This is a genomic window from Anabaena sp. UHCC 0399 (assembly GCF_034931465.1).
Lineage (GTDB): Bacteria > Cyanobacteriota > Cyanobacteriia > Cyanobacteriales > Nostocaceae > Trichormus > Trichormus minutissimus.
Map to the genome: position 1 here is coordinate 1 of NZ_JAYGGZ010000045.1, position 24,354 is coordinate 24,354.

Annotated in this window: 28 protein-coding genes and 1 pseudogene; 14 read left to right on the top strand and 15 right to left on the bottom strand. The window is 41.9% G+C overall.

The window, feature by feature from the left end:
- The 8 genes and pseudogenes from VB693_RS21400 to VB693_RS21435 all read left to right on the top strand — a co-directional run.
- Positions 1-271: pseudogene (locus VB693_RS21400) on the top strand (photosystem II q(b) protein); the annotation flags it as partial.
- A 161-nt stretch (positions 272-432) separates the two neighbouring features.
- Complete coding sequence (locus VB693_RS21405; protein ID WP_190699340.1) at positions 433-663, top strand: type II toxin-antitoxin system HicB family antitoxin; 231 nt, start codon at positions 433-435, stop codon at positions 661-663.
- Positions 660-881 (top strand): type II toxin-antitoxin system HicA family toxin, encoded by a 222-nt coding sequence (locus tag VB693_RS21410; protein ID WP_323268025.1) that lies wholly within the window; start codon positions 660-662, stop codon positions 879-881. Before VB693_RS21405 ends, VB693_RS21410 begins: the two co-directional genes overlap by 4 nt.
- A gap of 130 nt (positions 882-1,011) precedes the next feature.
- Positions 1,012-2,100, top strand: coding sequence for a chorismate synthase (aroC, locus tag VB693_RS21415; protein ID WP_323268026.1), 1,089 nt, complete (start codon positions 1,012-1,014; stop codon positions 2,098-2,100).
- Between the two features lie 132 nt (positions 2,101-2,232).
- Positions 2,233-2,487 carry a SemiSWEET transporter gene (locus VB693_RS21420; protein ID WP_323268027.1) on the top strand — a complete coding sequence of 85 codons (255 nt, stop codon included), beginning with the start codon at positions 2,233-2,235 and terminating at the stop codon, positions 2,485-2,487.
- A 21-nt stretch (positions 2,488-2,508) separates the two neighbouring features.
- On the top strand, positions 2,509-4,128 hold the full coding sequence (locus VB693_RS21425) for a radical SAM protein (protein ID WP_323268028.1): 1,620 nt from the start codon (positions 2,509-2,511) through the stop codon (positions 4,126-4,128).
- Between the two features lie 124 nt (positions 4,129-4,252).
- Positions 4,253-4,441 carry a CPXCG motif-containing cysteine-rich protein gene (locus tag VB693_RS21430; protein WP_190699323.1) on the top strand — a complete coding sequence of 63 codons (189 nt, stop codon included), beginning with the start codon at positions 4,253-4,255 and terminating at the stop codon, positions 4,439-4,441.
- A gap of 19 nt (positions 4,442-4,460) precedes the next feature.
- Positions 4,461-4,910, top strand: coding sequence for an SRPBCC family protein (locus VB693_RS21435; RefSeq protein WP_323268029.1), 450 nt, complete (start codon positions 4,461-4,463; stop codon positions 4,908-4,910).
- Positions 4,911-5,045: 135 nt separating this feature from the next.
- On the opposite strand, the gene VB693_RS21440 is transcribed toward VB693_RS21435, so the two are convergent.
- The 5 genes from VB693_RS21440 to VB693_RS21460 all read right to left on the bottom strand — a co-directional run bounded on the left by VB693_RS21440 (position 5,046) and on the right by VB693_RS21460 (position 9,546).
- Positions 5,046-6,188, bottom strand: coding sequence for an amidoligase family protein (locus VB693_RS21440; protein WP_323268030.1), 1,143 nt, complete (start codon positions 6,186-6,188; stop codon positions 5,046-5,048).
- 66 nt (positions 6,189-6,254) lie between these two features.
- Positions 6,255-6,821, bottom strand: coding sequence for a hypothetical protein (locus VB693_RS21445; protein WP_323268031.1), 567 nt, complete (start codon positions 6,819-6,821; stop codon positions 6,255-6,257).
- Positions 6,822-7,006: 185 nt separating this feature from the next.
- Entirely contained in the window at positions 7,007-7,693 is a 687-nt protein-coding gene (locus tag VB693_RS21450; protein ID WP_323268032.1) for a DUF2834 domain-containing protein, read from the bottom strand.
- A gap of 12 nt (positions 7,694-7,705) precedes the next feature.
- Positions 7,706-8,803 (bottom strand): heat-inducible transcriptional repressor HrcA, encoded by a 1,098-nt coding sequence (gene hrcA, locus VB693_RS21455; RefSeq protein WP_190699279.1) that lies wholly within the window; start codon positions 8,801-8,803, stop codon positions 7,706-7,708.
- Positions 8,804-9,186: 383 nt separating this feature from the next.
- Positions 9,187-9,546, bottom strand: coding sequence for a rhodanese-like domain-containing protein (locus VB693_RS21460; protein WP_323268033.1), 360 nt, complete (start codon positions 9,544-9,546; stop codon positions 9,187-9,189).
- A gap of 203 nt (positions 9,547-9,749) precedes the next feature.
- Between VB693_RS21460 and VB693_RS21465 the strand changes: the two genes are divergently transcribed.
- A complete protein-coding gene (locus VB693_RS21465; protein WP_323268034.1) occupies positions 9,750-11,414 on the top strand; it encodes a DUF3352 domain-containing protein in 1,665 nt (554 codons plus the stop codon).
- Positions 11,415-11,601: 187 nt separating this feature from the next.
- Positions 11,602-12,093: a hypothetical protein gene (locus tag VB693_RS21470; protein WP_323268035.1), complete on the top strand. Its 492-nt coding sequence runs from the start codon at positions 11,602-11,604 to the stop codon at positions 12,091-12,093.
- A 29-nt stretch (positions 12,094-12,122) separates the two neighbouring features.
- Here the strand turns inward: VB693_RS21470 and VB693_RS21475 are convergent, their stop codons facing one another.
- The 4 genes from VB693_RS21475 to VB693_RS21490 form a co-directional block, all read right to left on the bottom strand.
- On the bottom strand, positions 12,123-12,728 hold the full coding sequence (locus tag VB693_RS21475) for a Uma2 family endonuclease (protein ID WP_323268036.1): 606 nt from the start codon (positions 12,726-12,728) through the stop codon (positions 12,123-12,125).
- Between the two features lie 88 nt (positions 12,729-12,816).
- Positions 12,817-13,170, bottom strand: a complete 354-nt coding sequence (locus tag VB693_RS21480) for a DUF86 domain-containing protein (protein ID WP_323268037.1) — start codon at positions 13,168-13,170, stop codon at positions 12,817-12,819.
- Positions 13,160-13,474 (bottom strand): nucleotidyltransferase family protein, encoded by a 315-nt coding sequence (locus tag VB693_RS21485; RefSeq protein ID WP_323268038.1) that lies wholly within the window; start codon positions 13,472-13,474, stop codon positions 13,160-13,162. The genes VB693_RS21480 and VB693_RS21485 overlap by 11 nt, the downstream gene beginning before the upstream one ends.
- A gap of 26 nt (positions 13,475-13,500) precedes the next feature.
- A complete protein-coding gene (locus VB693_RS21490; RefSeq protein WP_323268039.1) occupies positions 13,501-14,259 on the bottom strand; it encodes a YebC/PmpR family DNA-binding transcriptional regulator in 759 nt (252 codons plus the stop codon).
- Between the two features lie 167 nt (positions 14,260-14,426).
- On the opposite strand from VB693_RS21490, the gene VB693_RS21495 reads away from it, so the two are divergent.
- Positions 14,427-15,767, top strand: a complete 1,341-nt coding sequence (locus tag VB693_RS21495; protein WP_416233410.1) for an ABC transporter substrate-binding protein — start codon at positions 14,427-14,429, stop codon at positions 15,765-15,767.
- A gap of 72 nt (positions 15,768-15,839) precedes the next feature.
- On the opposite strand, the gene VB693_RS21500 is transcribed toward VB693_RS21495, so the two are convergent.
- From VB693_RS21500 to VB693_RS21520, 5 genes are read right to left on the bottom strand one after another with little or no spacing between them, the layout of a single operon-like run.
- Positions 15,840-16,643: a phosphate ABC transporter ATP-binding protein gene (locus VB693_RS21500; RefSeq protein WP_323268041.1), complete on the bottom strand. Its 804-nt coding sequence runs from the start codon at positions 16,641-16,643 to the stop codon at positions 15,840-15,842.
- Entirely contained in the window at positions 16,643-17,473 is an 831-nt protein-coding gene (gene pstA / locus VB693_RS21505; protein ID WP_323268042.1) for a phosphate ABC transporter permease PstA, read from the bottom strand. The genes VB693_RS21500 and pstA overlap by 1 nt, the downstream gene beginning before the upstream one ends.
- The gene (pstC, locus tag VB693_RS21510) at positions 17,470-18,348 is read right to left on the bottom strand and encodes a phosphate ABC transporter permease subunit PstC (protein ID WP_323268043.1); all 879 of its coding nucleotides are present in this window, start codon (positions 18,346-18,348) and stop codon (positions 17,470-17,472) included. Before pstC ends, pstA begins: the two co-directional genes overlap by 4 nt.
- Complete coding sequence (locus tag VB693_RS21515; protein WP_323268044.1) at positions 18,305-19,159, bottom strand: phosphate ABC transporter substrate-binding protein; 855 nt, start codon at positions 19,157-19,159, stop codon at positions 18,305-18,307. Before VB693_RS21515 ends, pstC begins: the two co-directional genes overlap by 44 nt.
- 20 nt (positions 19,160-19,179) lie before the next feature.
- Positions 19,180-19,488, bottom strand: a complete 309-nt coding sequence (locus tag VB693_RS21520; RefSeq protein ID WP_199319267.1) for an ArsR/SmtB family transcription factor — start codon at positions 19,486-19,488, stop codon at positions 19,180-19,182.
- Positions 19,489-19,687: 199 nt separating this feature from the next.
- Here VB693_RS21520 and VB693_RS21525 point away from each other — a divergent pair, with 199 nt between their 5' ends.
- Positions 19,688-20,590: a polysaccharide deacetylase family protein gene (locus VB693_RS21525; RefSeq protein WP_323268045.1), complete on the top strand. Its 903-nt coding sequence runs from the start codon at positions 19,688-19,690 to the stop codon at positions 20,588-20,590.
- Positions 20,591-20,842: 252 nt separating this feature from the next.
- On the opposite strand, the gene VB693_RS21530 is transcribed toward VB693_RS21525, so the two are convergent.
- A complete protein-coding gene (locus VB693_RS21530; RefSeq protein ID WP_323268070.1) occupies positions 20,843-21,694 on the bottom strand; it encodes a TetR/AcrR family transcriptional regulator in 852 nt (283 codons plus the stop codon).
- Between the two features lie 156 nt (positions 21,695-21,850).
- On the opposite strand from VB693_RS21530, the gene VB693_RS21535 reads away from it, so the two are divergent.
- Complete coding sequence (locus VB693_RS21535; RefSeq protein WP_323268046.1) at positions 21,851-23,158, top strand: ABC exporter membrane fusion protein; 1,308 nt, start codon at positions 21,851-21,853, stop codon at positions 23,156-23,158.
- The gene (gene devC / locus VB693_RS21540) at positions 23,155-24,333 is read left to right on the top strand and encodes an ABC transporter permease DevC (RefSeq protein WP_323268047.1); all 1,179 of its coding nucleotides are present in this window, start codon (positions 23,155-23,157) and stop codon (positions 24,331-24,333) included. The genes VB693_RS21535 and devC overlap by 4 nt, the downstream gene beginning before the upstream one ends.
- Positions 24,334-24,354 lie beyond the last annotated feature (21 nt).

Genomic DNA, 24,354 nt, shown 5'->3' on the forward strand with positions numbered 1-24,354 from the left:
GCACTTCTTCCTCGCTGCTTGGCCTGTCATCGGTATCTGGTTTACCGCTTTGGGTGTCAGCACAATGGCTTTCAACTTGAACGGTTTCAACTTCAACCAATCCATCATTGATTCTCAAGGTCGTGTCATCGCTACTTGGGCTGACGTAATCAACCGCGCTAACCTGGGTATGGAAGTCATGCACGAGCGTAACGCTCACAACTTCCCCTTAGATTTGGCTGCTGGTGAAGTTGCTCCTGTTGCTATCAGCGCGCCTGCTATCAACGGTTAATCTTTAAGTCTTCGCTAATTAAAAACACCCCCCGAGAACGGGGGGTGTTTTTGTTTGTGTTGAATTTGTTGCTGATTTTGGCAACTTGCTGTGCAACCTGTTGATATTTTAGAAAATTTGAGAATGTTAATATTTGGATAAACTCAGCAGCTATTTAAACTATGACAGCGACAACACCAAAACGAGAATCTCAACGCAAAGTGCTGTTATATCATGGCGAGGATGGATATTTTGTTGTGGAAGTACCGAGTTTACCAGGTTGCATCAGTCAGGGAAAAACTCGTGAGGAGGCTTTAGCTAATATAGAAGAGGCTATTGCTCTTTACATAGAAGTTCTGGAAGACCGAGGCGAACCTGTGCCAGAAGATACTATTGAGGTTGTGCTGGTGTGAGTAAGTTACCTGTTATCTCAGGTGCAGAGTGTGTCAAAGCACTGGAAAAAATAGGCTTTATTGTTGATCGTCAACGAGTTAGTCACATTATATTGGTGCGTGAAGACCCTAGGACTACAATATCTATACCAGAACACAAGGAACTAGATAGGGGGACTTTGCGTGGAATTATTCGACAATTAGGCTTAAGCGTAGATGAATTTGTTGAACTAATGTGACGGAGTGATAGAGCGATCGCATTCACATTAGATAATTTACCTCACAGATGCAAAAAGCTGTGTTACGTCTTGGTGATGAGGGCAAGAGTTCAGGTAAAATACATATTCCGAACTGTATCTCCTCAATATCATGGGCAACACCTTTGGGCATTTGTTTCGCATTACTACTTTCGGTGAGTCTCATGGCGGAGGCGTAGGAGTGGTGATTGATGGTTGTCCTCCGCAACTGGAAATTTCGGCTGAAGAAATTCAAGTAGAATTGGATAGAAGACGGCCGGGACAAAGTAAAATTACTACCCCCCGCAAGGAAGCAGACACTTGTGAGATTTTGTCTGGGGTGTTTGAGGGTAAAACCTTGGGAACGCCAATATCAATTTTGGTGCGGAACAAAGATACTCGTCCCCAAGATTATGACGAGATGGCGCAAAAGTATCGCCCTTCCCACGCAGATGCTACCTATGATGCTAAGTATGGGATTCGCAATTGGCAAGGTGGCGGCAGGTCGTCAGCCCGTGAGACAATAGGAAGAGTGGCAGCTGGTGCGATCGCTAAAAAAATTCTCCGTCAAGTTGCGAATGTAGAAGTTATCGGTTACGTCAAGCGCATCAAGGATTTGGAAGGCGTAGTTGATCCCAATACTGTCACTTTGGATGAAGTCGAAAGCAATATTGTGCGCTGTCCTGATAGTGAATGCGCTCAAAAAATGATTGAATTAATTGAGCAAACTGGTAGACAAGGTGATTCTATCGGTGGTGTAGTGGAATGCGTGGCGCGTAATGTGCCGAAGGGTTTGGGTGAACCAGTATTTGATAAATTAGAGGCTGATATCGCTAAGGGTGTGATGTCTCTTCCAGCTAGCAAAGGGTTTGAAATTGGTTCAGGTTTTGCCGGGACGCTGTTAACTGGGATTGAACATAACGACGAATTTTATATTGATGAAAATGGGGAAGTTCGCACCGTAACTAATCGTTCGGGTGGGATTCAAGGTGGTATTTCAAATGGTGAAAATATTATTTTGCGAGTTGCATTTAAACCCACAGCCACTATTAGAAAAGAGCAAAAAACAGTGACGCGTGAGGGTGAAGAAACACTATTAGCAGCCAAAGGTAGACATGATCCTTGTGTTTTACCCCGTGCTGTTCCAATGGTGGAGGCGATGGTGGCTTTGGTATTATGCGATCATTTGTTACGCCAACATGGTCAGTGTAAGGTGTTGTAATTGATAGGCGATCGCCTTGATCCGTTCAACCCTTAAACTGGACTATATTATAGTTGTTGAATGAAAATTGAGTAAGAAGGTACTTTCGAGTATCTTCTTTATTATTTGTGGGCTATTTATCACTAATATTATATGAATTTCATTACAATTTTAGGATTATCCGCCGCTATATTAACCACAATTGCTTTCTTACCACAAGTGTTTCAAACATGGCGCACAAAATCAGCTAAAGATGTTTCTTACGTGATGCTGATTACATTCATGAGTGGTCTTTTTTTGTGGTTAATATATGGAATCTATCTCCAAGCTTGGCCGATTATTTTTGCTAATGGGACAACTTTAGCTTTAAACTTTGTAATTCTATGGCTTAAAATTAAATATAGATAGATATGCCTTTATTAAAAACCTGTGACATCCTCTTTATTTACTGCTGAACGCCTGTTATTTACCCCTGCTACGCCAGAAACCAACGCTATACCACTGATATTCGCTTTCCCTAATGAGTATACAGTGGGTATCACCAGTTTAGGCTATCAGGTAGTCTGGGCAACTTTGGCAATGCGTAGTGATGTGCAGGTAAGTCGTTTATTTACTGATACTTCCGAACCACTTCCAAGACAGCCAGAAATTCTAGGATTTTCAATTTCTTGGGAATTGGATTATGTGAATATTTTAAATCTTTTGGAATCTCTAGAAATTCCCATTAGAGCAATTAACCGTGATGATTCTCACCCCATTGTTTTTGGTGGTGGGACAGTTCTGACAGCTAATCCTGAACCTTTTGCTGATTTTTTTGATGTCATTTTATTAGGGGATGGGGAAGATTTACTGGGTAATTTAATTGACGCTTACAAAGCAGTGAGAAATGCTACTAGACAAACTCAACTGCAATCACTTGCACAAATACCTGGTATTTATGTTCCTAGTTTGTATGCAGTGGAGTATCACGCAGTAGATGGGGGAATTAGTTCTATTAAACCAATTTCCTCTGATATTCCCGCAGTGGTACAGAAGCAAACTTATCGGGGAAACACCCTCTCAGCCTCAACTGTGGTGACGGAAAAGGCGGCTTGGGAAAATATTTTTATGGTGGAGGTGGTGCGGAGTTGTCCAGAAATGTGCCGCTTTTGTTTAGCTAGTTATCTGACTTTACCTTTTAGAACAGCGAGTCTGGAAGGTTCGTTAATTCCCGCCATTGAAAAAGGCTTACAAGTTACAAATCGGTTGGGTTTATTGGGTGCGTCTGTAACGCAACATCCCGAATTTGAGACTTTATTGGATTATATTAGTCAGCCAAAATATGATGATGTGCGGCTGAGTATTGCTTCAGTGCGGACTAATACGGTGACGGAACAGTTAGCCAAAACTTTGGCGAAACGAGACACGCGATCGCTTACCATAGCTGTAGAGAGTGGTTCGGCAAAAGTACGCCAAATCATTAATAAAAAGCTACATAACGATGAAATTATCCAAGCAGCTATCAACGCTAAAGCTGGCGGCTTGAAAAGCTTAAAACTCTATGGAATGGTAGGTATTCCGGGGGAAGAACCAGAGGATTTAGACGCAACGGTAGCGATGATGCGGAGTATAAAAAAAGCCGCGCCGGGACTACGCCTTACCTTTGGGTGCAGTACCTTTGTACCCAAATCCCATACGCCATTTCAATGGTTTGGGGTAAATCGTCAAGCTGAAAAGCGGTTGCAGTTGTTGCAAAAACAACTTAAACCCCAAGGGATAGAGTTTCGCCCGGAAAGTTATAATTGGTCGATTATACAAGCTTTGATATCGAGAGGCGATCGCAGAATTTCCCAACTTCTCGAACTTACCCGCAACTTCGGCGACTCCCTCGGTAGCTATAAACGCGCTTTTAAACAACTCAAAGGACAAATTCCCGATTTAGATTTCTACGTCCACAGTCATTGGTCACATGAGCAGATATTACCCTGGAGTCACTTGCAAGGGCCACTGCCACAGTCTACACTACTAAAGCATTTGGCTGAAGCTACCAGTCATTTCCGTGAGTGCTGAGTGCTGAGTGCTGAGTGCTGAGTTCTGAGTTCTGAGTTCTGAGTGCTGTTAGCAGTAGCGCGGCGTTTAGCTGGTGCTGAGTAAAAGATAGTGAACTTCTGTCTCCTAATTACTTAATAAGTGAATGCAAAACACAGCTGAATTTTATTGTGCTTACTGCGGTGAACCAAACTTAACTTTTATTGACTTGAGTGCTGGGGGTCAGCAATCTTATATTGAAGATTGTCAAGTTTGCTGTCGTCCCAATATCTTATATATCCGAGTGGATGAAGATACGTTAGACATTGAAATTGATACCGAGTATGAAGGCTAGATTTTAGGTTTTTCTTTCCATGCTGCACTTTCAACATTCATCAGTTATTAACGCGCCAGTGGAAGTAGTTTGGAAATTCCACGAAAGACCAGATATACTACAACTACTGACTCCACCTTGGCAACCTGTACGAGTAATTCGCCGTGAGGGGGGACTAGAAGTAGGCGCAGTTACAGAGTTTCGTCTATTTCTCGGACTTTTACCCTTAACTTGGTTAGCGCGTCACACTGAATGCGAACAATATCATCTATTTACTGATGTACAAATATCGGGGCCTTTTGAGTCTTGGATACATCGCCATCAATTCGCAGTAGAAGGGGACAAAACCAAGCTGACTGATGATATTTCCTACATTATGCCTGGAGGCGATACAGTGGAATTTGTTAGCGGTTGGTTAGTACAAGCGCAATTAGAAGCGATGTTTCGCTACCGCCATTTTGTGACTAACCGAGAGTGTGAATCAAGATAAGTAGTTGGACAAAATTTGATTCATTGATAGAGATAGGAAAGAGGTGACAGGTGACAGGTGACAGAAAAAATTGTGTAATTAATTCTGTCTATGTACTTAGCTCTTTACAGAAAGAACTAAAATCAGACATTTTCTTTACACCCCTACACCCTGTTTCAACAAGTCACTATCAAAGCTAGCAGCGCGAGACAACCAAACTTGACGAAAATATTCTTTCATAGGTAGTTTTTGTAGAAACTTTTGCACAGATTCTAATTGCCATGCAAGGGGTGCAATTGGCTTTATTTTGGGTGCTGCTATGGCATAATTTAAGACTGCTTCCATCAAAGCTGCCGCTTCAATAGCAGGTTGTGGATGTATCCATGTAGGGAAAATACGAGCTTCAAAAGTGTGTTTTTCAGGTATTTGATGAATGATATTTTTGAGATTAAAATCACAGTATTTTGTCAACTGTAATTTAACAAGATATTCTCTAGCATCAGACCAAGATAATTCACAAAAATCAGGTTCATTGATTAATATCAATAAATCTTTATCCCATGTTCCCAAGCGTCTACATTTGGGGTTAGTACCTACCAAAACTTTTAAATTTTCCCCATGTGTCCATAGAACATTAACTAAGTTAGCAAAAACCCTCGTAGAACATAAAGGCGTAGCATCAAAGTGTAGATGAGTTGCACCCTCAGCCGGAATTGTAAACCCTAAAGAACGTGCTGATGCTAGGAGAATTTCTAGACGTTGAAGATGGTTGGTATCGATAGGTGGTGTAATTAGTTCACAAGGACGTTCTCGTTCTCCTGGTAGGGGTGCTGCGATCGCGATCGGATTGCCGATATGATCAGCAATACGTACCATTCCCCCTACTCCTGCTTCTAAATCAGTAGCAAATAAATTAGCAATTGGCTGGAGAACTTCATCCAAGGGTGCAGCCGCATCAGTATTACAGGTGATTAGTTGCAGCAGTCTCGTGTCATCGCTGATAATGCGATACCATCCTGGTTGCGGTGCTTGAGTTTTGTCTAAGTCGTCTTGCAGAGTTAAATCGTCTACACAGCGCGCTATCAAACATCCTTGCTGATCAATCACCTCAAACCCCAAGGTGAGATTATGGAATAAAGGAGTTCCCGGTACTTGACTCGGTTCAGACTGGGGATAAAAAATGCGACGCACTAAGCCATCATGTTGGTTAGCTATTAATTGCGCTAAATCTTTTCGGCTGAGTCCCTTGGGAGAAATTAACTCAATCTCAAAGCCAATTTTCCAGTTTAATTCAGACATAATTTTCCATAAAATCAGGGTGCATTCAGCACCCCATATTGATTTAAAAATATCAAGTAGGATAATTTATCTCTTTTGAGAACGCGCGTATCTTAAGGCTTGGTCAATTACTTCGTCATTGCCTAAAATTAAATTGCGTTCAATGCGAACTTTCGCATCTATCGCTGATTTTTCACCCCAAAATCTCGCCAGTGCCTCTGCATCATTATAGTTATATGTGGAATCTTGGTAAAATTTGTAGGGGCTGGAATCGCCAGGACGGGGTGTTTGGACGGCTCGTAGTGCTAGCACCCTAGCATCTACAAGCAACTGTTCTAGAATCGCAATGTTTTCTCCTCCCCAGAGAATTTTTCGACCCATTCTAGCCTTTGCATCTTCTACAGTTTCTCCCCAGAAATCTGCTAAAACACGCGCATCCCAATAGTCATATTTGCTAGTTAAAAATGCTCGAAGTTCGCTATTTTTATAGTTTTTAGTTGCTGATTTTGTAGGGTGCTTCAGCAGTTGAAGATGAGATTGGGTTGAGATAGAATTTATAGTTATCTCTTGAGCAACCACTGTATGAATAACAGTGCTAAAAGAGCCTACTAATACACTTAATAATAATAAAAAAATCCGCAGATTATATTTCACTTTCATTACCTAGCAATGTGAGTATTAATAACTATCGAATAGTAAGGACTCCATCTACATACAAGCTGTAAGTAGTTTTTTATTTTGAAATCTTACCTTTTGATGTTATTAATCTCTACCCTTTACAGGTGAACTGTTCCTGAAAATAATAGTTGATACTTTGAAATTTATTGGTACATCCCCATTCAACTGTTTAATGGCAGTTCAATTTGAGATTTTTCCTGTGGGAGTATTACTGTTTCTTGGAGAGGGGGACGTACACACAAATAAATTAACGCACCAAATAGGGGAATCACCGCAAATAACCAGAATAACTGCTGATTTCGCCAACCACGACGCGCCATATCATCTCTTAGTAGTGCTGGAAATAATAGAGAAAGTAAGCAAAAATCTAGACTCATGACATGGATGAAGCGGCTAGTTTGCCACTGTTGGACAAAGTTAGAGGAATCACCTTCAAGTACACCATAGGCGACTAGAATCGCTGCTGCTACGGTGAGAACTACACCAGTCACACGGGAATCTAGCAGCTTAATCAAGGCGTTCTTTTTGCCTGTAAATTGGGGATTGGGTTCTCGTAAAGCTAAATAAGGCAACAATGCAAACACACCGACACCAAAAGATGCAGTTGCAAATGGCCAAGCAGGTATTTTTTGCCCTCTACCATCAATAAAGAGCATCGCACTGTAAATCATCGGCCAGATGCCCATGAGGTAAAATAATGCTATTATTAGGGGGTTTATGCCTTGCCATTCAAAGATAGACAGGTCTTTGATTAGCTCGAAGTTATCGGGACGGTCTGGAGGCGCAAATACAAAAGCATAAACGACGAATCCTAGCCACAGCACCCCAAAAGCAATTTTTCTGACCATGATTTGTTGTGATTAACTGAAGGCTTCTGAGAGATAATCAGCAGCAGCAGTGACAACTGCGATCGCACTTTCGTAATCTAGGCGTGTTGGGCCTAAAACTCCTACACTCCCTAATGGGACTGCACCCCGGCGATAGGTAGAAGAGATTAAGGTACAAGTGCGAATTGGTTCTAGAGGATTTTCTGCGCCAATCCGCACCGTTACCTTTGATTTGGTGCTTTCTTCTCCCTCTGGTTCTTCAAAGATTAATCGCCATAGTTGTTCTTGTTCTTCTTCCAGCAGGTGGAGAATTGTTTGCACTTGCTGGAGTTCGGAAAATTCCGGCTGACGCAAAACTTCCGCCACACCCCGCACCATAATTTGAGTAGCAGTTGGTGCAAGAGTCCGCCGCGCTAATTCAGCGACAGAATCTTTTAAGAATTCCCCATAAAGTTGAAATTCCCGATCTAACTTACTCCAGTCTAGATTGCTGATTTCTAGAAGACTTTGCCCTCGCAAGTGGCTATTCAAGAAGTTAGAAACAATCTGCAACTCCCGATCAATTACTTCTGAGTCGGGTTTTGTTTCTGTTCTGGTTGGGGGTAAATCCATCAGCTTGGAATGGGTTTCATAACCATCCGTTACCAAAATCAGCATGATTCGTCCTGCTTCTATCTGCATTAATTGCAGATGTCGCACAACTACTGTGTGGGTTTGGGGCATGGTAATCAAGCTAATACACCCACTCAAGCTAGCTAAAATCTGTGCTGCTCCTTGTAAAAGTATTTCCATACTCCAGTCTTCCCACTGGAGACGCTGTTGTAAAGCTTGTTCTACATCTTTGGTTAAAGTATCCGTTCGCATCGTGTCCCGCAGAGAGGGTGTAATTAGCTGGTCAACATAGATGCGATAACCGGAGTCAGACGGTACTCTCCCAGCCGAGGTATGTGGTTGGTAAAGTAACCCCGATTTTTCTAGGACACCCATCACATTCCGAATTGTGGCTGAACTAACGCCCAGGTCATACTCATCGACCAAAGCTTTTGAACCCACAGGCTCTGCTGTAGCTATGTAGTGACGTACCGTTGCCCAAAGTATATGCTGTTGTCGATTTGTCAACTGGACTTGCATAAGAGTATGTTTGACTGAGAGCAAATTTTATTCAAGCTTTAAAAAAGTTTTTGAATTTGAATACTAAAAATTTAAGATTGACTAATTAAATTAGCGAAATAAATATTTAATTCTATTTTAGTAGATAACGTGAAAGTATTCAGTTGCTATTGGTCTAGCACACTTTTATGTCGAAAACTTTTAATTCCAACTGTTATTTATCTTTTTCCGTATTATTCTATAGATTGATCAAGTAAATTGTATTCTTAGATACGTATTTTTCCGGGCATGGGGCGATTTAATTCAAAATTCTTGCATCTTGCCCTCGAACGAAGTGAAGGGTCAAAATTAAAAAGCATTGAGGGACTACCTGCCTTGTCCCCACTGCTTCCCTGCTCCCCTGCTCAATACTGGGGAATAGAACTGTCAACTAGGATTGAATAAGCATCAATCCCACCCGAAATATTTTTCACATTAGTAAAACCCTGAACAACTAACCACTGGCACATTTGGGCGGAACGGATGCCATGATGACATAGCACTAAGGTTTCAGCATCAGGATTCAATATGGTGGGAATTTGATCTGACCACTGGGTAAATTCACTCAGTGGTAAATTAACAAAACCGTCAATTTTTGCGAGTGCTAATTCTTGTGGTTCACGTACATCTACTAACTGAATACTTGCATCATTATTAGCAAGACGTTGTGCGAGTTCTTCTACACTAACTTGAGTTATGGGTTGACCCGAAATATTCCCTGTCATGTCGTTTTTGTAAACAATCCTATATTATTCATGTTGACAGAAAATGTGATGACTGGGGAGTAGGGAGTGATGAGTAATGAGTAATGAGTGATGAGTGATGTTAGCGGTAGCGCGGCGTTTAGCCGGTGCTGAGTAGCGAGATAAGGGGGAGGACTCTATTACCCAATACTCCATGCCCAATTATGTAAACCTTTGTGCTAGATATGTCTACTGTAAATACACAACGTTCATTCTCTGGTTTTATTGTAGCTGGTGCGATCGCACTGGTGATTGTGGCGATCGCAGCTGGTTACTGGTTTTTTACTAAAAGTCCAGTGAGCCTGATTGCTTCTACTTCTCAATCTGGTGCGGCGATCTTCGTGTCTAAACTTGCACCTGTTACGGTGTCATTACTGGTAAATCCCGACCGATTGCAGGCTTTGGAAAGTGCTGGAGAAATATCTAAACTCAAAACCAGTTTATTGGCTCAGAGTGGTCTAGATTATCGGCAAGATATTCAACCCTGGCTAGGAAATGAAATTACACTGGCTGTCACCACCCTAGATATTGACCGCGATCCTGAAAACGGCAAGCAACCAGGGTATCTGATGGCTCTAGCGACGGAGAAGCCAGCAAAAAGTAGCGAGTTTATACAGTTGTTATTCTCCAAGCGGGTGTTAGCGGGAGCAAACCTCACAACGGAGGAATATAACGGTGCAAAGCTCATTTATGACGATGCACAACCAAAGCTAGAACCCTTAGCTAGTGCGGTGGTAGATCAGTTTGTTTTGTTTGCCAATGATGCTAGAGTGCTGCGGGATGCAATTAATAATGTCCAAGCACCTGATTTGAGTTTGACTAGTTCTCCCCAATACCAAAAAGCTATCGAACAACTGCCAAAAGGTGCTGTGGCGGTGACTTTCTTCAATCTTCCCACCTTGGCGCAATGGCAAGGGTTAGAACTACCAGAACCAATTTACGATAGTCAAATTACATCTCTGACATTAAACTCCAAAGGACTGTTAGCAGAGACTAGTTTTTTTACTACGTCGGAAGTTACGCCTCCATCCTCACCATTGTCTCAACCTGTGGGCGCGTTGCAATACATTCCCCCATCCGCAGGCTTGGTAATTTCTGGCTCTCATTTAAATAATTTAGGTGACAGCAATTTAGCCAAACTCTGGACACAAGCCAAAACAGCTATCTCTGGTTCAGGAACAGATGTGATTTCCCGCTTAGAGCAACCATTACTAGCCATCCAAAAAGCTTGGGGTATTAACTTGACACAGGATGTATTTAGCTGGGTACAAGGGGAATATGCGCTAGGACTCATACCCCGTAATGGAAAAACTTCTCCTGGCTGGATTTTTGTGGCGGAGAAACAAGACAGTTTTCCAGAAGGGATTGCGCGGTTAGATGCGATCGCCTCCTCTCAAGGACTCAACACCAATTCTCTGAGTTTGGATCAGCAAAAAGTTGTTGCTTGGACAGAATTAATTGCTGCTACTAAAAAATCTGATGCTCAAGATAGACCCGCATTCACAGTGGAAGCTAACGTTAAAGGTTTACATACAACCTTGGGAAATTATGAAGTCTTTACCTCCGACTTAGAAACCATGAATGAAGTTTTTACGAATAAAGATAATTCTTTCATGAAAAACCGTAATTTCCAAAATAGTGTTGCGGCGATTCCTGAACCAAACCAAGGATATGTGTATCTTGACTGGAATAAAAGTCACAATTTGTTAGAGCGGCAGTTACCTATTCTTAAGCTCTTGGAAGTCCTTGGTAAACCATTTTTTGACCAACTGCGATCGCTCACCTTCAGCAGTTATGGTAGTGACGCAGGAACGCTCAAAGGTGCAGCTTTTCTAGAACTTCATTCCTAGTAAGTTTATACTTAGATGAAGAAGATAAACAATTAATTCTGGAGCATGATTTAATTTTACAATTCTGTCAAAAATAACAATTGTGGCACATAGAAATGTGTCACATTTTTATGCTATTTAACCGAAATTTTTTAATTAGAATATGTATATATCTTTATTCTTATAAAAGCATATTTGGCAGGTTAATATGAAAAATTATCGCCCTTGGCTGAATTTTCGTGGCGGGTGGCTTATGGCTTTGTCTGCTGCTCTGATTGCTTCCCCCGTCATTGCAGAAATGCCAAATTTCGGTAAATTCAACTTATTACCAGGGTTTGAAGCTGCAAAAGCAAAATTTACTGGTTTTACTGGCGGTTCTTTCTCTTTGTCAACGATCAGTAACCGCGATCGCAATAGAAATATCTGTATTGGTTTTGCTGATCCTAAACCAGATCACATCATGGTTCTAGAAAAAGATTTTTCCCGTTTGAAAGTGCTGGTCAACAGTAGAGGTAACGATACTACTCTATTAATTAAGGGGCCAGACGATAAGACTATTCGCTGTGGTGATGATACTGGTAAGAGTAAGGATGCTAGTATCGACGATGAGCAATGGAAAAGTGGAGTTTATAAGATTTGGGTGGGTACATTCAAACCTGGAGTTAAGTACGATTACACTTTGACTGTGCAGGAAAAATAGGTGTTTAGGGAGTTGTCTAACAATTCTGCTTAACGAGGTAGGATGTCATCAAGTCGCAGTTGCAGATTTGGCAATATAACAGAAGCGATCGCTTCACCCAGACGGTACTGCTGCTGGTTATAATCATCACCACTCAACTGGCAAACTGTGAAAGTGGGCTGTTTGGGTCTACCAATAAAAGCAACTCCCCCCAGTCCTCGATAGTCGGCAATCCAGTATTCAGGGATGCCTAAAAGGGCATATTCTTCAAGTTTACGGGCATAATCAGTTTCCCAGTTGCTGCTAACAACCTCAACCACTAGTTTAACCGAGCGACCGAGGGTAATGATAGGTTCTTGTTCCCAAAGGGGTTCGCTGGGGAGAACAGTTTCATCCAGGACAATAATATCTGGTCTACGGGCAGTCATAGCATCAGCAAAGGGGCGAATCAGGCAAGTCCTAGGAATAAACCAAGGGAGTTGTGCGTTGGTAATGGCAATACCAATTTTGGTCGCTAGTTTACCGCTAACGGTTTCGTGGGGGCCTGTGGGTTCCATATCAACTAGTTCTCCGTCAGACAATTCGTAGCGGGGATTGTCGCGGTATTGAGCAAGAAAATCCTCGAAAGTGAGAAGCTTTGATGGTGCATGAGTCATCAGACTTTCTCCTAATTACATGGAAAAGTGGATTTTATAATTTCACTTTGACAGTGCAAGAAAAATAGGCGATTAGGGACTTGTTTAACTATTCTCCCAATCCTTCGTTCTCCAACACTTCTAATAGGTGTGGCACTAACGAAGGTAGATCCTCTTGAATCGTTGCCCAAACCCTACTCAAGTTCACTTGGAAATACTCGTGCGTGACAACATTTCGCATACCTGCCATTAAACGCCAAGGAATGAGAGGATACCGTAACTGGATTTCATGAGGTACACTCCTAATAGCTTCTCCAATCACTACGAAATCGTAGAGAACAGCTTTGACAAGCGTTTGATTTTTTTCAAATTCTTCAAAGCTTACATTACTTGTACATTGTTCAATTTCAGTAATAGATTCCACAATATCTTGAATGCGAAGTCGCCAATCTCTAGAAGGCACGAATGACATCCTTGAGTACAGGTTCTCGTAAATGTTCTCTCAAAGCATCCTGAGTTCCCAAATCTACAGAACACCCTAGAATATCTTCTAAATAATACTGCACTTGAAAAAGTTGAAACAATCCACCCGGTCGATGAAACTCCACTAAAAAGTCTACATCACTATCTGGACGAGCTTCATCCCGTGCCACTGAACCGAACAAATTAAGGGATTTTACTCCTAATTCATGTAACTTTTCTTGGTGTGCAGTTAGAATTGCCAGGACTTCATCCCGTTTCATGGTTTTTACCTCAACCAATTCCATAGTAAAAGTTTCAGCAATAGCGATTTCTAAGCCATACTTACAGCTAATAATTGCTCTGACATATCAAAGTTAGAGGTGACATTTTGGACATCATCAAGACTTTCTAGAGTATCAATTAACTTGAGGAGCGATCGCGCTTGGTCTGGTTCTGTCACTTCTATATTATTGCTGGGAATCCAACGTAATTCCACTTCAGTGACTCTCAAGCCTTGGTCTTTGAGGCTTTGGTTAAGGATTTCTAAATTGGCTATGGCGGTAAATACCTCTGCTGTCTCTTCCTCGGTCATTTCGTAAGATTCCGCACCACCTTCTAGAGATGCTTCTAACAACTGGTCTTCATCCACAACACCTGGGACTATACACACACCCTTTTGGTCAAACATCCAGCTAACACAGCCAGTTTCACCCAAGTTACCGCCATTTTTACTAAAGGCTACCCGCAAATCAGCCGCCGTGCGATTGCGATTATCGGTGAGGGCTTCGATTAAAATTGCTACACCACCAGGGCCATAACCTTCGTAGCGAATCTCTTCTAAGATGTGATTATCGCCGCTAAATGTACCTGCACCTTTAGCGATCGCTCTTTCAATATTGTCATTAGGAATACCCGCAATCTTAGCTTTATCAATAGCTGTACGTAGTTGAAAATTCCCTGCTGGGTCTGGGACACCGTTTCTCGCAGCCACGATAATTGCTCTGGATAACTGTGTAAAAGTTTTCCCCTTTTTAGCATCAACTACTGCCTTTTGGCGTTTAATATTTGCCCATTTACTATGACCTGCCATAAGCTGAAATTATTTCTGCACTCTCCAATAAACTAGGATATACATAGCTTCTGCCAAGATGCAAAGGCAAATATTAGGGACTGGGGAAAAAGATTAGCCTTAAGGGTATTGGGGTTTGTCCCCATATGGGCGTAGTCTTTTTGTAGAGAATTACGAATTAGTCTCCTATGCGGTTTTTTTCCCCTCCTCGCACATCCAAAGTAAAAAGAAGGTTGCAGTATAAGCTTCGTCGTTTGCTGTTGTTACTGCTGATAGGGATACTAGCTGTAAGCGGATGTCAGACTATACGGTCTGGAGTGGAAGCGAGTCAAGTTACACACATCACTTTTTGGCATGGGGTAAATCCGCCGGCTAACCGAGATGTATTGCAAAGATTGGTAGATAAATTTAACCAAACTCACCTCAATATTCAGGTAGAGTCGCTGTATGTGGGACAGCAAGATCAGCAAATGCCGAAGATTTTGGCGGCTGTTGTCGGTAATGCACCACCTGATTTATTGTGGTTTAACCCGACTATCACAGGTCAATTAGTAGAACTGGGTGCATTGATTTCTGTGGATGAGATGCTGTCCAAATCACCAATCAAAGACGAAATTGACCCAACTCTATATTCATCAATGGAATACCAAGGCAAACTTTGGTCAGTTCCCTTTGCTACGAATAATGTGGGCATTTTTTACCGTCCGAGTTTATTTAAAGCCGCAGGTATCAAAGCCATACCCCGCACTTGGGAGGAGTTTCGCCAAGTTGCCAAGCAATTAACTCGTGATATTAATGGTGATGGACAAATAGACCAGTATGGAATGTTTCTGCCTTTGGGGAAGGGAGAATTTACGGTGTTTACTTGGCTACCATTTATGTGGAGTGGTGGCGGTGAATTAGTGAGTGGGGATGGAAACAGTGCAGTAGGTGTGATGTTACCGGAAAATCCAGGCGCGATCGCCGCGTTGCAATTTTGGCGTAATCTAGTCCAAGATGGTTCGACAATGCTATCTGGCCCGGAACGGGGTTATGAGACAGATCCCCTACTGTCGGGAAAAGTCGCAATGCAAATCAATGGCCCTTGGAATTTAGGACAATTGCAGACAACTGACGTTGATTTTGGTGTGTTTCCGCTACCTGTTAATCAAAATCCAGCTACTAGTATTGGCGGCGAAAATCTCTTCTTTTTTAAGACAACACCAGAACGCCAAAAAGCTGCATTTAAGTTTGCTGAATATACGATGAGTGAAGAGTTTCAAACAGAAATCGCATTGGCAGCAGGTTATTTACCTATTAATTTAAAGTCCCGTGAAAGTGCAAAATATCAAGAATTTGTGCAGAGATTACCACAAGTTAAGGTATTTTTAGAACAGGCAAAATACGGGCGTAGTCGTCCTATTTTCCCTGGTTATAATCGCATCTCAGATAGCATAGGTAGAGCAGTTGAAGCTGTTGTGCTGGGTCAAAGTTCCCCTAAAGAAGCATTGCAAGCTAGTCAGCAACGTTTGGATTTAATTTTCAAATGATTATTTTGGGAATATAGAAAAGCTGGCAACAGTATTTCCACAACCAATAGAATTTATCTGTGTAAGAGCTTACTACCCGCGAATACCATTTACATAGGCAGCCGTCAAATCTTGCTGCGGTGCTGTAAAAATCTGCTCTACTGTACCATACTCGATTAATCTTCCCACTTCTGCTTGTACCCAAAACAAGGCAGCATAATCGCCAATGCGTCTAGCTTGAGCGAGGTTGTGGGTGACAATTACCACTGTGTAACGTCCTCGCAGACTAGCAATTAAATCCTCAACGACCCCACTAGAAATTGGATCAAGCGCACTACAAGGTTCATCAAATAGTAATACTTCTGGTTGCAGAACTAAAGCACGGGCAATACACAAACGCTGCTTTTGTCCGCCAGACAGAGATAAGGCAGAGGTATGAAGTCTATCCTTGACTTCTGTCCACAGTCCGACATCTTGCAGTGTATTTTCAATTAGCCAATCAAGTTTTTCGCGGTTTTTGATCCCGTGTTCTTGTAGCGGAAATGCTAGATTCTTCCAAATTGAGAAGGGGAAAGGATTGGGCTTTTGGAAGATTGTACCCACACGCCGACGTAGTGCGATCGCATCCACACTCTGATTGAGAATTTCTAAATCATTTAAGCAAATGCTTCCAGTAACTTTGGTATTAGGTATTAAATCAGTTAAGCGATTGAGACAACTCAAAAAACTGGTTTTGCCACAGCCAGAAGGCCCTACCAGTGCAGTAATCTGACCTGCCTGAATTGGTATAGTTACATCTGTAAAAGCAGCTTTTTTCCCGTAATACAAACTCAGCCGTTCGGTTTGCATTGCAGGCAGAGATAATCGAGAATTTTGTGTAAGTTGAGATTTTTTCATCAAGATGTAATTCTCCTAGCTAACCAAAATTGGGCTGTCCAAGTTGCCATACCATTGACCAGCAATAATAAAGTCAACAAGACCAAGGCAGAGGCGTAGGCGTTACCATCCCCGCCAGCTACATTCATTGATAAATCGAAAATGTGAATTGATAGCGATCGCCCAGAATCCAGTAATGACTCTGGCATTCGATCTACATAACCACTGGTAAAAATCAGTGCGGCTGTCTCGGCGATCGCTCTACCAATTCCCAGCACTAAACCCACAACGAACCCCGGTGTCGCTGCTGGTAATAGGAGTTTCCCTAATGTAGTGGTACGTGATAATCCCAAAGCCGCAGCCCCTAATCGATAATCAGCTGGAACAGCCCGAAGTCCTGCTTCTGTGGAACGAATCAATATAGGCAATACCATACAAGCTAAAGTCAAACCACCGGACAAAATCGAAAAGCCCAATCCCAACTTAATGGAGAAAAAGGCATTGCCAAATAAGCCAAAAACGATAGATGGTACTCCTGCCAACACATCCAAACTACGACGAACTAAACGCCCAAACAAACTTTCCGTGGTGGTAAATTCAGCTAATAGCACGGCAGTCCCAACACCAAGGGGAAGAGAAACCGCTATGCAAACTCCCAAAATCAGACAAGTAGAAATCAGAATTGGCGCAATTCTCCCCTCGCGCCCTGCATTTCGCGGTGCAGTTGTCAGAAATTCCCAGTCAAGCTGCCCTACACCATGCCAGAGGATATCACCTAAAATCCAGCAGAAAAAAGCGGTGACAAATAGAGCGATCGCCCAAAGGATCAGGGTAGGTAATGGAAGCTTCATGTATAAACGTTTCTCCTGCTCATAGCTTCGGCAATAGCGACTAAGATGGCGATCGCTACCATCAGCAACAAGCCACTGAAAAACAATGCTGAACGGTGATTTCCTGTGGCGTAAGCCATCTCTAAAGCGATATTGGCAGTGAGGGTGCGAACGGGGTCAAATAAGCTGGTGGGTGTTTGTACTACATTGCCACAAACCATCAATACTGCCATTGTTTCCCCAATGGCGCGTCCTGTTCCTAGAATCAAACCAGTAAGTAAACCAGATTTAGCCGCAGGTAAAACAACTCTGCTGATTGTTGCCCAACGAGAAATCCCCAAGGCGGCTGCACCCTGTAGATACTCAGTTGGGACTTCAGAAAAACTTGCCTCTGCGGTTAAAGCGATCGTCGGCAGAATCATTAATGTCAAAATGGCTATTCCTGCGAGGAGGCTAGTTCCTGGTGGTTGGAATTTACCAATCAGTGGTACAAGGACAACCAAACCCCAGAACCCGTAAACTACAGAAGGAATGCCTGCAAGTAGCTCAATTAACTGCCGATACAATCCCCCAATCAAAGGAGGTGCATAATACTGACAAAATATTGCCGAGCCAATGCCTAAAGGTGCAGCAAACAGTACAGCACCGATTGTCACTAAAAGACTCCCCCACAGCATTGGCATTAGGTTATAAAATTCTTGAACTGGATGCCACGACGGATCGCTGGCAAAACGCAACCATCCTACCTGTCGCAGTATCGGCAATGCTTCGAGTAATAAGAATGTGGTAATTAAGACAACAATAATACCTGTAATTAAACCTAATAACCGTAATATCCACAAGAGAACGATATCACTTTGAGACGGGGACAAAATCCTGTTTTTTAACAATGTCATGGACTTGTGGCGACTGTGCAAACTCGATAAATGCTTTATCTAACCCTTGTGGCTGGGTTTTAGTAACCAAATTCAGAGGGCGGGAAAGGGGAAATGTCTCATTCTGGACATTCTTTGTGGTGGCTGTGACTCCATTCAAGGGCAATAATTTGATAGGAACGCCGTTGTTGAGACTAAATTCGGCTGTACCAATCGATACATAACCAATAGAATTGGGATTACCTGCTACTGTCTTAATACCTTGCTGATTGTCTCCAATCACAACCGATGGTTTGATATCGCTATTCTTGAGTTTGAAGTAGCCAAGAAACAATTCGAGGGTAGAACGTCCTTCAGCTTTATTGACAACTGTAATTGTTGCATTTTCACCATTAATCTGTTGCCAGTTGTTAATTTTACCAGTATAAATATTGACGATTTGTTGATTTGACAGGGATTTTTCTGGATTATTTTTGTGCAAAATTATGCCAATCCCATCGCGGGCGATCGTAAAAGCTTGTAAATCTTGTTCCTCATCTTTGAGGCTACGAGACACCATACCAATATTAGCAACGCCTGTGCGAGCATCGGCAATACCGCGAGATGAACCCCCCGTTTGCACATCCACGCGCACATCAGGGTACTCTGATTCAAATCGCTTACCAATTTCTGCTGCCAACGGTGCTACTGTACTAGAACCTGTTAAAACTAGCTTTCCCTGTAACTTATCGTTTCCTTGGGCGGCTATTTTGGATGGTTGCGTACAAGATTGTAGTCCTAAGCAAATTATGAAACCAACAGTAATAAATACTAGGGTTTTGAGTTTTGTCATTGAAAAATTGCTGCTAAATTTTATTCAAAGGAGAGGAGACAACAGCCTAAATCAATGGCCTTACCACTGTTGTCTTGTCGCATGGTAGGAGCAAAGTGGTAAAGTACCGCTTTCCCATCTCGTGTCGCCTCCACAAAGCCTGCTTCCCGCAAGATTTTTAAATGGTGAGATAACAAACTCTGCTCTAGCTTCAAGACAGCATTCAGTTCTCCAACGTGTTTAGGGCCTTCCATGAGAATTTTTAGAACAGATAGACGTGTCGTATCTGCTAAAACTTTGAGTTGACGGGCGCAAAAGTCTGGAGATGATACAGTTTTTGGGTTCATCATTCACCCTTGGTATGGCTTGAATAATTATTCATATGAAAAAATTTTCAAGTTTTCCAGAGTGTATCATACTTCTTTTTCCAGATTAATAGAAATTGCATGCTAAAGTTACTAACTACTCAGGGTGCGCTTATTTTTGATGACTTAGCGATCGCACAGCTAACGCACCTTATTATTGATTTGGTGCGAAACAACTACCACAATGACAGAAGATAACGAACAAATTTCAGCACAAACTCAAAAATCTCAGAATTTTCCGTTGAGCCTAGGTCTAGTTTCTGTCATCTCATTAGCAGTGCTTAACTTAAATCACACTGAGCCGACAGTGCCTATTTTGGGATTTCATGGCCTTGTAGACATGAAAAATACTACCTTAGCTCTCAACACTAATGAAATGCAGTATTCTAAACAAGAGCTAGAGAAACTATTAGACTATTTAGTTGTTAATGATTATTGGTTTTTATCAACTCAAGATTTATATGATTTTTTCTTAACTAAATCCAAAGAAATCCCAGCTAAAAATCGCCAACAAAAGCCCATTATGATTTCTTTTGATGATGGTTATAAATCAGTACATACAAAATTATTGCCTATCTTATCGAAGCTAGAAAAAAAATATAATAAAAAAATAAAAGTTGTCTTATTTATCAATCCCGGCAATTTAGCTACACCTGGAATTAATAGTAAAACTCACTTGGGATGTCAGGAGTTAAGGGAAGGGTTACAAAAGGGTTTTTATGATATTCAATCTCACGGACTGAAGCATAAAGATTTAACTAAACTATCACGTCGAGAGTTACTCAGGGAACTTGTACAAGCCAGGACAATATTAAGGCAGTGTACACAAGATTTAGACCCAGAACAAAAGGTTGCATCTCATTTTGCCTATCCCTATGGAACTACTAATCAACAGGTAGCATTATATGTTTCTAGATATTATCTCACAGGATATTTATATAACAATGAAGTGTTAAATCACACTTGCATCAACAATTATTATCAAATTCCCCGTCTGATGGTTAATCGGCGAAAATCGCCTCAAGAACTTATACAAATGGCTGAAAAACAACATCCAATTAACAAGCAAGAGAGTGCTGAGTGCTGAGTGGGGAGTAGTAGGTCATCAAATTTGAATTGAGGGATAAGCAAGTTTGTAGTAAGGACTTTAGTCCTGATTTTTCTAAGGACTAAAGTCCTCTCTACGTTCGCGGAGCGTGTCGTAGACAGACGCTACGCGAATACTACGAACCTTCAAAACTAACGTGTAAAAATTTTCCATGTATATACATTTAACAAGGCATAGAAGGTATCTACTTGAAGTTTTACATTTTTCCATGTATATACATATATTCGGCAACTATAACCCTGAAATGTCTGGCTCATGATTCTCTACAAAGCCTTGACGAGCAAAAATTTCAATGGCTTCAGTACGAGTCAAGTTATGTTTAGCTGCTAGTTCTGCTAACTTTTCCCAAGCTGTATCTGTCAATCTAATAGACCTCAATTGCTTAGGCTCATTACCATAGTCCATCTCAAACTTACCCGAAGCACTGCGTTTGCGTCTAGGTGATTTCTGCTTAGTCCCAGAATACTGATTAGTAGACGTACTGTTTGAGAGATTTATCGTCATCAATTTGACTAGGTTGTCAATGAGGCGATCGCGCTCCATTGGTAGAATATCTTGACCATGCAGCATACTGTTAATAATCGTGAAATGTATCAATGTCCCCAGAAAGATACGTGCTGCTACTTGCGGGTCAGGTAATTGCAATTCTGGATGATCAGTAAAATACCGACTCACCAAATCCAACCCAGGCTTATCTATATTGCTGACAAAGACCCTTGCTAGAGAGGGAAAGCGTCCAGACTCCCCAATAATCAATCTCACCAAGTTTAACAACTCTTGTTCTTGATGGACTTGAGCCAAAATATGGTTTGCTAGGCGGCGTAGAACTAGCTGTGGTTCTCCTTGTAAAAATTCTGGGTCTTGGACTGCAAGATATTTTTCTTTTGCAAGTCGTTCAATTAAAGCGGTAAACAATCCCTCTTTATCTTGAAAGTAGCTGTAAACAGTTGTTTTAGAAACACCTGCGGCGGCTGTCACCCTATCCATTGATGTAGCAGCATAACCGTGTATCAAAAACTCTTGCATCGCACCAGCAAGGATAGCGTCTACTTTATCTTCTGTTTGTATCTTCTTTTTTCGCATCTTTTGGACATCGGGAGTGGAGAGTGAGGAACAAATACTGGCATCTAGTCTTTTATTTTCCCAGAAGACCCTTGACATTATTGTAATGGACAGTTTAGTTTAGTTTTAGGTAACTAAACTAAATAGTTTATTTAGCATACGAAGAAAAGAGGGCTTATGGTGCGCGATATAGCAGCTAAAAGTTCCGCATTTTTCAAACCTAGCTCTCGCCCATTCATCATACTGGCAGCAGCTACAGGTTTTGCGATCGCCGGACTTAATGGTTATAGATTTTGGCAAAGTCAAGCACAATCTTCTAGTGCTAGCGAAATTACCCAAGTCAGCCTACCGCCAGTCACAACGGTGACAGCTTTGGGTAGACTAGAGCCAAAAGGAACGGCAATTAAAGTTTCTGCACCCTCATCTAGTCAAGGGAGTCGGGTAGAGACACTATTAGTTAAAGAAGGGGATATAGTAAAAGCTGGACGGGTAATTGCAATTTTAGATAATCGCGATCGCCTACAAGCAGCATATCAAGAAGCCCAAGCGGCGGTGAAACTTGCCCAGATAAACTTAGAAAAAGTGCAGTTGGGGGCTAAAGATGGCGAAATAGTAGCCCAAAAAGCCGAAATCGCCCGCTTACAAGCACAGACAGTAGGGAGTGACAGAGAACAACAGCAAACAGTTGCTAGGTTAGAAGCCCAGTTGCAAGGTGAAACTACAGCCCAACAAGCTACTATTAAAAGATTAGAAGCAGAATTAAAAAACGCCCAAGTAGAATTTCAACGCTACCAGCAACTTTATACTGACGGGGCAATTTCCCAATCTGCATTTGACAGCAAAAGGTTAAGTGTAGATACCATTATCCAGCAGAGGAATGAAGCCAAAGCTAACCTGCAAAGAATTGATAGCACTGGACGCAGGCAAATCAGCGAAGCCAAAACCGCCTTAGCTAGAATGAATGCTACTGGCGACCAGCAAGTGAGTGCAGCAGCAGCCACCTTAGACAAAATAGCTGAAGTGCGTCCCGTAGATATAGCCGCAGCTAAAGCCGAAGTTAACCGGGCGATCGCATCTGCCAAACAAGCCCAAGCAAATCTAGCCCAAACCTATGTTAAATCTCCCCAAGAGGGTGTGATCTTTGACATTCATACCCGTGCAGGTGAAATAGTATCTAACGACGGCATCGTGGAAATTGGGCAAACTAACCAAATGTATGCAGTGGTGGAAGTTTACCAAAGCGATGTCAACAAAGTCCTACCAGGACAAAAGGTGCAGATATCAAGTAATTCTCTCCAAGGCAACTTACAAGGAACAGTAGATTGGATTGGCTGGAAGGTGCAACGACAAAACATTATCAACACTGACCCCAGTGAAAATATTGATTCCAGAGTTGTAGAAGTTCATGTACAACTAGATGAAACTTCCAGCGATAAAGCTGCAAAATTTACCAATTTGCAAATCAAGGCGGTGATTCAACTGTGATGGGATTAATTCTAGAACTCCAACGGCGTACACCCCTCGGATGGTTACAACTCAGCCATCACAAAAGTCGCTTACTTGTTGCATTAGCAGGTATTGCCTTTGCTGATGTCCTAATTTTTATGCAGCTTGGCTTTCAAAATGCCTTGTATGACAGCAACACCCGCCTCAATCGCGCCTTTTTAACAGACATCATATTAATCAGTCCCCAAAGCCGTAATATGCAGAATTTAGCTACCTTTTCCCGGCGGCGACTCTTGCAAGCTGCGGATGTACCTGGTGTAAAGTCAACACAAGGCATATATATCGGTTTAGTCACTTGGAAAAACCCCCAAACTCGCCAGAAAACTACAGTACAAGCTATTGGGTTTAATCCTGAGCAAGTAGCCCTGAATCTACCAGAAGTTAACAGTCAGCTAGATAAGATTAAACTACCAGAAAACTTTCTTTTTGACCGTGCCGCCAGAGGAGAATATGAACAGGTTTTTCAGCAAATTAATGCAGGTAAACTTGTCACCACAGAAGTAGATAAACGTACTATTAGCATTGGGGGCGTATTCAAGTTAGGAGCATCATTCGGTGCGGATGGTACTTTAGTTTCCAGTGATGAAAACTTTTTGCGTTTATTCCCCAGAAGACAAGCAGGAAGTATTAGTTTAGGCTTAATTAATATTCAACCAGGATATGACACCCAGCAGGTAGCAACAGCTTTAAAAGCGTACTTAAAAAGTGAAGATGTCAAAGTATTAACTCGTGCAGAATATATCAAATTTGAAGAAGACTACTGGAAAAAAGAAAGCCCCATTGGTTTTATTTTTAGTTTAGGTGTATCAATGGGTTTCATGGTGGGTGTCATTATTGTCTATCAAGTCCTCTCAACAGATGTTAATGCCCACATGAAAGAATACGCCACATTCAAAGCAATGGGCTATCCTAATTCTTATCTATTGGGTGTGATTTTTGAAGAGGCAATTATATTAGCAGCATTGGGTTTCATTCCCGGATTTATTGTTCCCTTGGGACTATATCAGTTAGCTGCAAATGCTACGAACTTACCAATATATATGACCGCAGTGAGAGCCATAATAGTTTTCTTTTTAACAATAATTATGTGTGCTTTCTCTGGAGCGATCGCCACTCGGAGATTGCAAGCGGCTGACCCGGCAGATATGTTTTAAACAATTCAAAATTCAAAATTC